9 protein-coding genes are annotated in these 13054 nt (G+C 49.8%); 5 read left to right on the forward strand and 4 right to left on the reverse strand.

Annotated features, from left to right (window positions below):
- Positions 1 to 63: 63 nt before the first annotated feature.
- Together BUB81_RS07130 and BUB81_RS07135 are read left to right on the forward strand one after the other, a co-directional pair.
- Positions 64 to 1578 (forward strand): bifunctional metallophosphatase/5'-nucleotidase, encoded by a 1515-nt coding sequence (locus BUB81_RS07130; protein WP_084526299.1) that lies wholly within the window; start codon positions 64 to 66, stop codon positions 1576 to 1578.
- Entirely contained in the window at positions 1578 to 3254 is a 1677-nt protein-coding gene (locus BUB81_RS07135) for a diguanylate cyclase (protein WP_073320378.1), read from the forward strand. Before BUB81_RS07130 ends, BUB81_RS07135 begins: the two co-directional genes overlap by 1 nt.
- 73 nt (positions 3255 to 3327) lie before the next feature.
- Here the strand turns inward: BUB81_RS07135 and lysC are convergent, their stop codons facing one another.
- The 4 genes from lysC to BUB81_RS07155 all read right to left on the reverse strand — a co-directional run bounded on the left by lysC (position 3328) and on the right by BUB81_RS07155 (position 9206).
- Positions 3328 to 4677 carry a lysine-sensitive aspartokinase 3 gene (gene lysC, locus BUB81_RS07140; protein ID WP_073320381.1) on the reverse strand — a complete coding sequence of 450 codons (1350 nt, stop codon included), beginning with the start codon at positions 4675 to 4677 and terminating at the stop codon, positions 3328 to 3330.
- A gap of 34 nt (positions 4678 to 4711) precedes the next feature.
- A complete protein-coding gene (locus BUB81_RS07145; protein ID WP_245819131.1) occupies positions 4712 to 5188 on the reverse strand; it encodes a DUF192 domain-containing protein in 477 nt (158 codons plus the stop codon).
- Between the two features lie 50 nt (positions 5189 to 5238).
- Positions 5239 to 7851, reverse strand: coding sequence for a bifunctional aconitate hydratase 2/2-methylisocitrate dehydratase (gene acnB / locus BUB81_RS07150; RefSeq protein ID WP_073320384.1), 2613 nt, complete (start codon positions 7849 to 7851; stop codon positions 5239 to 5241).
- A gap of 185 nt (positions 7852 to 8036) precedes the next feature.
- Complete coding sequence (locus tag BUB81_RS07155) at positions 8037 to 9206, reverse strand: PQQ-dependent sugar dehydrogenase (protein ID WP_175555780.1); 1170 nt, start codon at positions 9204 to 9206, stop codon at positions 8037 to 8039.
- Between the two features lie 105 nt (positions 9207 to 9311).
- Here BUB81_RS07155 and BUB81_RS22350 point away from each other — a divergent pair, with 105 nt between their 5' ends.
- From BUB81_RS22350 to BUB81_RS07170, 3 genes are all read left to right on the forward strand, one after another.
- Positions 9312 to 9827 (forward strand): hypothetical protein, encoded by a 516-nt coding sequence (locus BUB81_RS22350; RefSeq protein WP_073320387.1) that lies wholly within the window; start codon positions 9312 to 9314, stop codon positions 9825 to 9827.
- A gap of 158 nt (positions 9828 to 9985) precedes the next feature.
- A complete protein-coding gene (locus BUB81_RS07165) occupies positions 9986 to 11941 on the forward strand; it encodes a TonB-dependent receptor plug domain-containing protein (RefSeq protein WP_073320390.1) in 1956 nt (651 codons plus the stop codon).
- A 15-nt stretch (positions 11942 to 11956) separates the two neighbouring features.
- A complete protein-coding gene (locus tag BUB81_RS07170; RefSeq protein ID WP_073320393.1) occupies positions 11957 to 13054 on the forward strand; it encodes an HmuY family protein in 1098 nt (365 codons plus the stop codon).

The following is a 13054-nucleotide window of genomic DNA, read 5'->3' on the forward strand; positions in this document are numbered from 1 at the left end:
GACAATGACCAAAGCGGCGTAACCATGTCTGAATGACGTGGGGGTTACAGGAGTTTGTTTAGCGTGTACCGTTCACTTATTATTCTGGCGATGTCTATTGCTGTATCACTAGTGCCCTCGAGCGTACTCGCTGCCTCTCATCAACTTACTATTGTATATGCTGCTGAGCTCCCCCTGATAAAAAACGAACCGCACGGCAGTTATGCACAGTTAGCCACGCTATTGGAACAAACTCGCGAAACCGACCCCACTACGACCTTTCTATTTGGCGGAGGTAGCCTGGCGCCCAGTATGCTGTCGTCTTTCGACCGCGGTGCCCACATCATTGATATCCTAAATACCCTGGAGCCCGACGCCATGGCAGTGGCGAAGCGCGAATTCAGTTACTATGAAGATGAGTTTTCTTTGCGCGCCTATGAAGCGGCTTTTCCTATGGTGCTGAGTAATGCCATCGATCCGCTGACCGGGGCAAACATCGACGGCGCAGTCAGAAGAATTATCATTGAAAAGCCTGGCATCAAAGTAGGTGTTATGGCGCTAATCCATGACTCTGTTATTGAAGAATATTTGTTACAGCGACTACAGATCACTCAACCCCGCAACGCCGTGCGAGAGCAGATAGCGCTGCTCAAGGCTGAAGGGGCCGATGTCGTCGTATTGATGATTTCTGACAAACACGACTTTGTACACGATCTGTTAGAACAAGGCAGCGTAGATGTCGTGTTGCGAACCGATCCTCACTATACCCTTTCCAGCGATAATCAACACAGCAGTGAACACCCGGGTTACGTCTTTATCACCTCACCCGGTACCTCGGCTGTTGTCACCATTAGCTGGCAGGGCTCTGACACCGCAAAACAGGTCGCTGTAGACACAATAGCGCTAAATCAACTGCAGGCCGACAAAGTAGTAGACACGCAAATAAATGCATATGACGACCGAATTAGTGCGCTGCTCGGAGAAGAAATCGCCACACTGGCAACCAGCATGAATACGCAGCGTTACGATGTCAGAACCAGTGAAAATGGGTTTGGCAATTTGGTCAGCGACGCGTTGCGCAGCGCAAGTCATACCGATGTAGCACTGATAAATGGTGGCGCAATTCGAGGCGAGCGAACCTATAGCCCTGGTTACGTTCTCACCCGGGAAGATATCTCCACAGAATTACCGTTTCGCAGCCGTATCACCGTACTACGCCTGGCTGGTCGGCATATCAAAGCCGCACTGGAAAATGGATTAAGTCAGGTAGAACAGGTCGCGGGCCGTTTTCCTCACGTCTCTGGTATTTCGATGAACGTTGATTTAAACGCCCCGGTGGGTGAGCGTGTTAAACAGGTCATGGTAAACGGACAACCGCTGGAGGAAGCCCGCATATACAGCATGGCAACTTCTGACTTCCTGGCCGGCGGTGGCGATGGCTACGACGCATTGACACTTGGTACAGAAGTACCGTTTAGCCAGCAGGTTACGCCGCTGATTGCCGATATTGTGATCAGTGTACTGAGACGTCAACAAACCATTTCAGCCAGAAAGTCAGGCAGAATTAACTACATGCCCTCGATTGGAAGGAACGATTAATGAAAAAACAATCGCCTTTACAATCTGTCACTGCCGATAGCCATCAAAAGCGGCTTTACTCTTTAACCGGTATCATCAATATTGGTTTGGTTACTCTGATCCTGTCGATCTTTGTGCTTGCCGTTACCACCTATTCGAAGCTTAAGTCGTTTGAAGAATCGTTGATTTTGATGACCGATGAATCACTACCAACCGTCGTCCACTCTGGTGAATTGTATTCACAAATGAGTTTACTTATGAGTGTGACTGAGCGGTTGTCAGGCGCAAATTCTGATGCGATGCGCCGCATTGCCTACAATGCAATTAATCAACAACTGGCGTCTTTGGACGATGTGGCAATGGATCGCAGCGACAACGCTTATATGCTTGCACAACTGCGCTCTATTCGACGGGAACTGGCAGACTTAAATTCACTGGTAGAACAAAAACTCACGGTCAACACGCTGCTAAACACGCAGCAAGACAAATTGTTTACGCTACACAGCAATATTACGGATACGGCAACAGCGACGGTCACTAATTTGGCCAACCAACCCTGGTATCTGGCGTTTTCCAATGTTGTTGCCCGTGCATCCGAGGTGCTGACAACAGATCAATTAAGCTTAATACGTCAGCAGCAACGAACACTCAGCGCCCTGCTCGACAAACTCGATTCGCTGTCACAGGCCCAGCGCACAAGCAAAATACAAGGCGCGTCAGCCATCAGTACGCAATTGCGCAGAATGATCCTGGATGACAAAGCCGGTCTTATTGCCCTTCGACAGTCACAGTTGAAAATTGTAGGACGGGTGCGTGGACGAGGCAATTTTGTACGTAATCTCATATCAGATTACGCCCGTTTGAATGAGTTTGAATCTCACCAGTTGAATGAGTCCGTTCTGGAACGCGCTTACGATACCTCACGGCTGGTCACACAGCAGATTCAGCATATCAGTATCATATTTGTTTTTGTGTTTCTTGCGTACGTTGCTTTCGTATTGTTTATTCACCATGCGGTTGTACGCAGACTCAAGAAACTGCGCAATCAGGTGCAACAGCGCGCAGCCGGTGACAGCCGGGAAATTAAGATGAGCGGCAAGGATGAGATGACCGAGCTAGCCCATAGTTTTGAACAGTTTGCGTCTACCATAGAAACCCAAAAAGCCACGCTGGAAGAACTGAGTCTGCGGGATGCCCTGACCGGAATTGCAAACCGCCGAGCTCTCGACGAGCGCTATCTGCAGGAGATTCATGTGGCTTCGCGCCAACGCTGGCCACTTAGCGTTATGCTTTTGGATGTCGATTTCTTCAAACAATACAATGACAACTACGGGCATGGTCAGGGTGACGAATGCTTAAAACAAGTCGCGCAATTGCTGAAATCCACCCTGCCCCGTAAGACGGATTTACTGGCCCGTTACGGGGGTGAAGAATTTGCCATCCTACTTCCTGACACCGATCAGGCCGGCGCAATACGGGTAGCAGAGGCTATTTTAAATGCCTTCAAAGAAGCCCAAATCCCACATGATTTCAGTGGCGTAGCCGACCATATTACGATCAGTATTGGTATATCAGTAAGTAAGGATGTGTTAGGCGATCACACGATACCGTCATTCGATGAAGCGGATAAATCCCTCTACACTGCAAAGCGTCAGGGGCGAAACAAGTGGGTGATGTATGACGAGAGCATCGTTTAAGCCAATGCTCTCATCAGGTATGAACTAAGCAGAACCGACACGCCGTATACGGTTCGTACTTATATGCTTTACACTACTCGAATAACTCGCTGTGCAGTACTTTCACAATTTCAGTACTGTCAGATTCGTTCACCAGGAACGAAATGTTATGCGGGTTAGCACCGAAGCAAATCATTCGCAGGTTGTAATCGGAAACCGCTGCAAAGATTCGGCTCGATACGCCTTTACCCGTTTGCATGTGGTTTCCCACCACCGTCACCAAATCAAAGCCATGCTCAACCTTAACGTCACAGATGGTTTCCAGTTCAGCAATGGTTTCCCGATTCAGTCGCTGCGCGACAGAATTAGCCGGGTTATCCAGTGTAAATGACACAGAGATTTCAGAGGTCGTAACCAAATCCACGCTTAGTTTGTGTTTGGCAATGATAGCAAAGACCTGTTGCAGGAAGCCTTGCGCGTACATCATTTTCGGTGTTTTTACCGTGACCATAACCTGCTCTTTACGACGCGTAATGGCGCGGAATGACGGCTCGTGCTCGCAGTCACGAACAATCCAGGTACCGCCTTTTTCAGGCTCTTTACTGGAACCGACAAACACTTTGATGTCCTTACGCACTGCAGGCTCCATGGTTGCCGGGTGAAGCACCTTGGCACCAAAGGTCGCCATTTCAGCCGCTTCTTCAAAGCTCAGCTCTGGCAATGGGTGTGCTGCTGGCGTAATACGTGGATCAGTTGTGTATACACCGGTCACATCCGTCCAGATTTCACATACATCTGCCTCCAGGCCTTCGGCCAGCAAAGCGGCGGTAAAATCGGAGCCACCTCGTCCAAGCGTGGTAGTTCGGCCTTCTTCATCGGCACCGACGAACCCCTGTGTAACTACGATGGCATTGGCAATTTCAGGTTTTAACAGCTTTTGAGCGTTTTCTGCGATGGCGTCAATTTGCGGTGCCGCTTCACCAAATTCGCTGTCTGTGCGCAGTACTTTTCTCACGTCAAAGTTCAGTGTTTGCACATTTTGTTCAGCCAGAACAGCTGAAAACATCAGTGAAGACATGCGCTCACCCATCGACAGCAACTGGTCTTTTAAGTCGTTGCGGTGCAGGATTTCTTCATGGCTTGCCAAACTGCGCAATTCATCAAGCAGCTCGTTTAATTTAGGCTCAATGTTCGCTTTGTCTTTCAGGGCATTTAAGATAGCCAGTTCAATATCAATAATCGACTGAACGGTGTCATTGATTTGTTCCTGGGTCATCGGGGTGTGGGCCAGACTAACCAGATAATTTGTTACGCCAGCCGCGGCACTGACAACAACAATACGGGTTGCAGGGTTACCCGCAACAATTTTGGCACAATTTTGCATGGCCGCATAATTGGCCACACTGGTGCCGCCAAATTTTGCAATGGTTAACGCGTTGCTCACGGTGTTCTCCGTTATTACGCTGAGAGTTCTCAGTTTAAGGATTGAAAACCAGTTGGTCACCAACACGTATCTCGTGCTGTGCAAACCAACCTTGGTTCATTTCTAGCGCATACTTCACCACGCCTGATGCACCAACCGACGTAAGATCGTGTGGGTGCAGCGCTTTGATATCAGTGATCACGCCGTTTCTGTCGATAAATGCCACATCCAGTGGTATGAAAGTATTCTTCATCCACATGCTTGCTTGTTTTTCTGGTTCAAATCGAAATAGCATCCCGCAATCCTCGCACAAAGATTTGCGAAACATCAAGCCTCTGGCCCGCTGCTCAAATTGCTGTGCATATTCAAGTTCAAGCTTTATATCATTAATTTGTATTCGCACCGAATCAAATTCGACATCAGATGATGCCTGAGCCGAAAGCCACACCAGCGCGCTAAACAGCACACTTAATATCAGGCCAGTTTGTAGTCGGTTGCGAGTACGCATGATGATTCCTTGTTGTTTAAGCATAAAAAAAGCCGGGCCCTTACGGTGCCCGGCTTGCTAGTTTATATGCTAACTCAGGCAACATTCAACGTTGGAATGATCTTAGCCTTCGCATCTTCTTCCGCTTTCTTGAAGCTGTCCATCTTGTCGAAGTTCAGGTAGCGGTATACATCGGCTGCCATTGAGTCGATCTTACCTGCATATTCCATGTACTCCTCAGCCGTTGGCAAACGTCCAACGATTGCACCAACTGCTGCAAGTTCTGCAGAAGTCAGATATACGTTAGCGCCATCACCTAAACGGTTAGGGAAGTTACGGGTAGAAGTAGACAGTACCGTAGCACCGGCTTCCACACGCGCCTGGTTACCCATACACAGTGAACAGCCAGGCATTTCAGTGCGCACACCCACACGGCCGTAGATGTTGTAGTAACCTTCTTCCATCAACTGGGCTTTATCCATCTTAGTCGGAGGAGAAATCCACAGGCGGGTTGGCAGCGTCTTGCCGTAGTTATCAAGCAGTTTACCTGCTGCACGGAAGTGACCAATGTTAGTCATACAAGAACCAATGAAGACTTCGTCTACTTTGTCACCTGCCACGTCAGACAGCGTTTTCGCGTCGTCTGGATCGTTTGGACAGCATACAATTGGCTCTTTGATTTCTGACAAGTCAATTTCAATGACTTCTGCGTATTCAGCATCGGCATCAGCACGCATCAGTGTTGGGTTAGCCAGCCACTCTTCCATCTTACGTGCACGACGCTCAAGGGTACGAGGATCGCCGTAACCTTCGTTGATCATCCAGCGCAACATAGTGATGTTAGAACGCAGGTACTCTGCAATAGACTCTTCAGACAGGTTGATGGTACAACCTGCTGCAGAACGCTCTGCAGACGCATCAGACAGTTCGAACGCTTGCTCAACCGTTAAGTCTTCCAGACCTTCGATCTCAAGGATACGACCAGAGAAGGCGTTGATCTTACCTTTCTTCTCAACCGTCAGCAGGCCTTGCTTGATACCGTACAGCGGAATCGCGTGTACCAGATCACGCAGAGTGATACCAGGCTGACGCTCGCCTTTGAAGCGAACCAGAATTGACTCAGGCATATCCAGTGGCATTACGCCAGTAGCGGCAGCAAACGCAACCAGACCAGAACCGGCCGGGAATGAAATACCCAGAGGGAAACGGGTGTGTGAGTCGCCACCGGTACCTACGGTGTCAGGCAACAACATACGGTTCAACCAGCTGTGGATGATACCATCACCAGGGCGCAGAGACACACCGCCGCGGTTCATGATGAAGTCAGGCAGCGTGTGCTGAGTATCGATATCAACCGGCTTAGGATACGCCGCAGTGTGACAGAATGACTGCATGGTCAGGTCGGCAGAGAAACCAAGACACGCCAAGTCTTTCAGTTCGTCACGGGTCATAGGACCGGTGGTGTCCTGAGAACCAACCGTTGTCATTTTCGGCTCGCAATAGGTGCCAGGGCGGATACCATCAACGCCACACGCTTTACCTACCATTTTCTGAGCCAGTGTAAATCCTTTACCTGTATCCGCAGGTTGTTCCGGCTTACGGAACAGGTCAGAGGCGCCAAGACCCAGTGTTTCACGCGCTCTTTCAGTCAGACCACGACCGATAATCAGGTTGATACGACCACCAGCGCGGACCTCGTCCAGGATAACCTTGGACTTATAGTCGTACTCAGCCAGTACTTCACCAGTTTCGTGGTTTGTGATTTTGCCTTCGAACGGATAGATGTCGATAACATCACCCATGTTCATTTTTTCAACGTCAGCTTCAAACACTAACGCACCCGCATCTTCCATGGTATTGAAGAAAATTGGCGCAACTTTAGAACCAATACATACACCGCCACCGCGCTTGTTAGGTACGCCTGGCAGATCTTCACCGAAGAACCACAGCACAGAGTTAGTTGCTGATTTACGTGAAGAACCGGTACCGACTACGTCACCCACGAACGCAACCGGATAGCCTTTCGACTTGATCTCTTCGATTTGCTTCATTGGGCCTTTCACGCCATGCTCTTCCGGCTCAAGACCGTCACGAGTCATTTTATAGGCTGCCAGAGCATGCAGAGGGATATCAGGACGTGACCAGGCATCAGGCGCAGGTGACAGGTCATCAGTGTTTGTTTCACCGGTTACTTTGAACACGGTGTAAGTCATCTTGTCAGCCATTTGCGGACGTGAAGTGAACCACTCACCTTCTGCCCATGACTGGATAACTTCTGTTGCGAACGCATTGCCTGCTTTGTGCTTTTCTTCAACATCATGATACGCATCGAACATCAGCAATGTGTGCTTCAGTTCTTTGGCCGCCAGTGCAGCCAATTCGGCATCGTCCAGCAATTCAACCAACGTCGCGATGTTGTAACCACCGTGCATATTGCCCAGTAATTCAACCGCTTTTTCTTTGCTGATTAGGTCACAGCTTACTTCGCCTTTAACGATTGCACTCAGGAAACCAGCCTTAACGTAGGCCGCTTCATCAACACCAGGAGGCACGCGGTCAGAGATCAGCTCTAACAGGAATGCTTCTTCTCCTGCAGGCGGGTTCTTCAGTAACTCTACCAATCCGGCCACTTGTTCCGCATTCAGCGGTTTTGGTGGGATTCCTTCAGCAGCACGCTCATCTACGTGTTTGCGATATTCTTCTAACACGATGTTTTCCTCATGGTTATTCCTGCCTGATTTGACGGTCGACGGCAGGAAGTGACTATAAAAGCGCCAGAATTATAGCGGTTTGTATTTCAAAATTGAATTCCAATGCGCTGACGCCCGTTTATAACGGTTATTCAGGCAGACTATTCATTTTACTGAGTAGCGCTTATACGCCAGATGCTTTATCAGCGTAAGCTGTGTTCTGGCACATTCTTCGGACGCAATGGCGAAAAACGCATAATGCGAGCTCTCTCTCCATCGGTCAGAACATAAATAGCGCCATCCCGGCCTACAATTACGTCGCGCAATCGTTCATTTATGGTAGCAAAAATTTGCACTGCCGACATGCGATTTTGGTCTAATGAGACAGCATAGAGCGCTTTATTTTTAAGGCTTGTCACCAACAGGTGATTTTGCAATTCCGGAAACACATCGTTGTGGTAGATCGTCATCCCTGATGGGGCTATCGAAGGTGTCCAGTTCAACATTGGACCCTGCATGCCTTCGTATTGCGTAAACGGCGAAATACGCGCTCCGGAATAATCGCGCCCCAAGGTAACTACTGGCCAGCCGTAGTTTTGGCCAGCCTGAACCAGGTTAATTTCATCACCGCCATCAGGGCCGTGCTCGTGCAGCCAGATATCCCGGCTTTTGGGGTCCTGTATAAGCCCTTGCGGATTGCGATGTCCCAACGTGTAAATGTATTGTTCCGCTTCTGAATCACCGCCTGCATACGGGTTGTCAGCTACGGATTTACCCTCTGTAGTAAAACGCAACACCTTACCTAAAAAGCTGTCTTTGCGTTGTGCTTGTTCACGATAATCAAACCCATCACCACTGGTCATTAACCAGGTATCGTCCGGCAATTGCAGGAGGCGGCCGCCATAGTGAACCGGTGTGTCTTTTGGAGTAGACACCTTGAAAATATCCTTCACGACAGGTGTTTTGGTATCTAACACAGTCGTACCGAAAGTAAGGTAGTTTTCGCCTGCGGAACCACTGGCGTAGCTGAGGTATACCCGTCGCGACTCGGTAAAATCACGAGCCAGTTCAATATCCAGTAGTCCACCTTGCCCAGCCACATACAGTTGTTCGAATTGCAGCGGTATTTCCTGACGCTGTCCGGCGTGATCATACTCGATAATGACGCCACTGCGCTCCGTGATCAGCCACCCTCCTAACGGGTTTTCAACCGCCGCCCATGGGTAGTCTAAATAGCCGGCTATCTGGGTTTGGTGATAATTTCCAGTCAATGCCGGCGCCTCGGCTGAGGCACCAAGTGCCAGCGGAGACGTACACCCTAAAAGACAACCTATCAGCCAGCGCTGCCAGCCTCTCGAGAAACCTGAATTCATGCCCAAATAATGATCTACAACTTGTATTGCGCAGCTTACCATGAAATTATTGACCACCGCTAAATACCTTAGTCTTACCCTTCAGATTAACCAGAGAAGCAGTGAATGTCTGAACAAGCCACCGAATTCCACGTTGACACAGAGGTTAGCCGTTTTACCAAAGCGGGCGCGTTACTGGTTGCCTGGTTGGCTTGCTATACCATTGCAAGTGTTGCTCAATCTCAATTCGTACTGCAGAACCTTACTGAACTTGGTGTGGTGATTAATGGTAATCAATGGCTTGAACACACGATATTAGACTGGTGGGGTTTATTGCCGAAGTTCGGCGGCGCCATTTTCCTTTCCCTAACCCTGTCGGTGTTCATCAGTGGCAGACTGGGCCGCTGGTTGAAACTCAGACGCAACTGGCTGCATGCCGTTGGTGGTGCGTTAGCAATGTTGCTGATGCTGGCCATTATGCACCCATTGCTAAACGTCACGCTGATCGCCGGTACCCGCAGCTTCGCCGGAATGTGCTGGCAGGCACTTGCCGGGGCCGTTGGTGGTGAACTTTACCGAATACTGCGCCAGGACTTAGCGCGGTGGATTATTCAGCGCCCCAAACAAAACGCCCTTTTATAATCGACCAGCGGATAACGAACACAGCATTCTTCGCCACTCGTTCGTAGTCGTTACCCCACCGTTTATCGCTATTTCAGGTATTTTTTCCTTTTAGCTCTTGCCAAACAATTCCATCTTTGATTAATATCAAATGATAATCGTTATCATTTGTATTTTTAATGTTAATAAATAAATCAGATATCCATCACAGGTCCATTTCATCCCTGCTGCTGTTGACCCTACTAAGTCCGGCGACCCTGGCTGGTACTGCCGACGATCCCGAAACGATTGTTGTGACTGGCACCCGTTCGCCGAAGGCTTTATACGCCTCACCGGTGAATGTGGAAATTATAGAACAAGCCACTATCGAACGCTTGTCGCGTGGCACCTTGCGCCAGTTACTTGAAGTCATGCCCGGTGTAGTGGTAACCCGCAGCCGTAAGGACGGATATAACATTCAGTTACAGGGCTTTAGTGCAGACCGGGTGTTAGTGCTCATGGACGGTCAGCCGCTCATTTCGCCGACGGGTTCGGCGGTTGATCTGGACCAAATCAGCGTTAATAACATTAAGCAAATCGAAATCGTGCGTGGCGCTGCCTCTGTCCTTTACGGTAGTTCGGCCATGGGCGGCGTGATTAACATCATCACCGAAGCGCCGAAAAAGGGCACAGTTCGTGTCACGCTGGAAGCCAATAGTTACGCTAATAATGCCAGAGATGATGATAACTGGGGGCAACTCTACCGGCTCCAGGCAACAGAGACATTGTTTGACTGGCAAACCAGCCTGAATGTGCAGTACATCGACGATCCAGGTTTCGATTACGACCCGGACACCGTGCTACAGAATGGCGCATCTAACGACAAAACCTTCCTGCATCTGGATCTGTCCCGTGACTTTTCACAGCTTCGGTTTTCCAGTAAATCCCGTTGGTTCAGCGAAAATAAATACAAAGTGTTGTCCAGCGTGCCAGGTCAGTCTTCCGTACTGAGTTATCAGTCTGAAGTCGAGCAATGGCAACAGGATATGCGTCTTGCCGCCACAAACGACTGGCACATCAGCGCCCGGGCACTCGGGCATAATGAAACCAGTGGTAATTCAAACGGCTTGCGTGACACTCAGATTGCCATGCAGGAACTGGAGTTGCAGAAAGTCTGGATGGGCGACCTAGAGTGGATTGCTGGCATGACGCTGCATCAGGATCAGCTCGACCAGGTTAACCTCGCCTCGCAGATTGTGGAAGTCGATGATGCCAGCCGCCAGTCTGCTGAAGGCTTTGTACAGGTAAACGCCAGTTGGCAGTCTTTTCAAATGCTGCTTGGTTCTCGGGTGCAATACGACAGTGACTTCAACTGGCACCAGGCCTGGCGCGGAAGCGTGAGTTATCGCATTGAATCCGGCGACCACAGCTGGCAGTGGCGAGCGGGCGCGGGGCAGAGTTACCGGGTGCCAAACCTGAAAGAACGCTACTACATTTTTGATCACAGCAACCTCGGTTACATGATCATCGGCAATAACGAGCTGGTTCCGGAAACGGCCAATAATGTCTCGGGCGGAGTGAAGTGGCTCTATCGGCCCAATACTGACTGGCAATTCTCGTCAGACCTCAACCTCCACTACACCGACGCTGACGATTTTATTATCACCACCGCCGATGCAGTACTGTCTCAGCAGGCCGGTGTAGATGTATTTGTTTACAGTAATGTTGAGCAAGCCGTCATTCAGGGCTTTGATGTCGCCTTAAGCGCAGAGCACAATGTTACTAAGTGGCAGGTTAACTATAGCTTTCTGGATGCTAAAGATGGCAACGGCCAGCGACTGGCTGAACGTCCCCGCCATCTGGTTAAAGCATCGGTAACATATCAACACCTCCCGTGGGATGCTGACATCCAGTTTTATGTGGTTGCCAGTGATGAAGAGTCGCCTGACAGCAGCTATGCAGGTATCTATCGCGACCACGCTATTACCGCAAATGTTCAGTTTAAACACCAGTATTCCGACCACCTGAGTTGGCAGGTAGGCATAGAAAATATCTTCGACCAACACCAAAACACCGCCAAAACACAACAAGGCTTGTTCGATGCCCGCGGCATTGTGAGTCGTCAGATTGTGCTCAGCACCCAGTATCAATTTTAAACAGCAGGAGTTCTCATGAAAGTTTCGACCGGGCGCTTAACCGCCACTTTATTGCCAGCCACGATGGCCATGTTATTAACCGCATGTGGAGGCAGCAGTAACAAAACGCCCGAAGAAGAAATCATTTCCGAAGGCGAGATTTACGGCCCTTACAGCACAGGCTCTACCAGCGAGCCTGTAACGGTGTACTTCGATTTAGACACCCAGAGCACCGTTGAACTGACTGACGAGGAAGCGGCCACAGACACGACCTGGGATATCGCCTTCCGTCGCACCAAAGTGTGGCTGAACACGGCACAGGAAACGCCCGTCAGCGTATACTTTACCGGTAACAACGCTGACTTTTATGATGCTGACGGCAACCCTATCGCAGATATGTTCACTACAGCGACAGCTGATTCAGAACTGGATGACTACACGGCCATTACGCTGGCAGATGTACCTGAAGCTGACGCATTTAGCAGTGACGAAGCCGCTGCGGTAGTGGGCACCAGTTTCTATAACTATGACATGACAACCCACGTAGTCACCGCCGCTGACGATGTGTATTACATTGTGTATTCCGACAGTAACTACACCAAATTCCGGGTTACCGACATTCAAACCACGGGGCGTGAGATCGGTGAAATCACGTTTGAAATTGCGCATCAAAGCGTACTGGATGGACAAAGTGAGTTCGCTACAGCGCAAACGTTAACCCTGCAAACGGAAGCCTGTGCCGACGATACCTATGTCGACTTTGATACACAAACCACAGCAACAGAAGCCGGTGAGTGGGACCTGATGCTAACTTGCGGTGATGCCGGTGCAGCGTTTTCACTGACTCTGGCAGACGACGCAACGGTCATCAAAACAGATGGCCAGACCTACACAGGAATCGATTCTGCTGCTGCGCCTTACATGGGGTTCACCAGCGATGCCTACACCGAATACGCGTTTGATGCGACGCCGTGGTATTACTACGACGGCAGCACGCACCTGCTGTATTCGCAATTCGGCGTATATCTGATCCAGGCTGGCGATGTTACTTACAAATTCCAGATCACCAGCTATTACGATGAAGCCGGCACATCAGGTAACTACAGTTTCCGCGCCGACGCCATAACAGAATAA

The organism is Marisediminitalea aggregata (assembly GCF_900129565.1).
Classification (GTDB): domain Bacteria; phylum Pseudomonadota; class Gammaproteobacteria; order Enterobacterales; family Alteromonadaceae; genus Alteromonas; species Alteromonas aggregata.

Bases quoted from the DNA above. Each gene is read 5' to 3' on its own strand.
- BUB81_RS07135 (WP_073320378.1), top strand. From the start codon at position 1,578: ATGAAAAAACAATCGCCTTTACAATCTGTCACTGCCGATAGCCATCAA.
- BUB81_RS07145 (WP_245819131.1), bottom strand. From the start codon at position 5,188: ATGCTTAAACAACAAGGAATCATCATGCGTACTCGCAACCGACTACAA.
- BUB81_RS07155 (WP_175555780.1), bottom strand. From the start codon at position 9,206: ATGAATTCAGGTTTCTCGAGAGGCTGGCAGCGCTGGCTGATAGGTTGT.
- BUB81_RS22350 (WP_073320387.1), top strand. From the start codon at position 9,312: ATGTCTGAACAAGCCACCGAATTCCACGTTGACACAGAGGTTAGCCGT.
- BUB81_RS07165 (WP_073320390.1), top strand. From the start codon at position 9,986: ATGTTAATAAATAAATCAGATATCCATCACAGGTCCATTTCATCCCTG.
- BUB81_RS07170 (WP_073320393.1), top strand. From the start codon at position 11,957: ATGAAAGTTTCGACCGGGCGCTTAACCGCCACTTTATTGCCAGCCACG.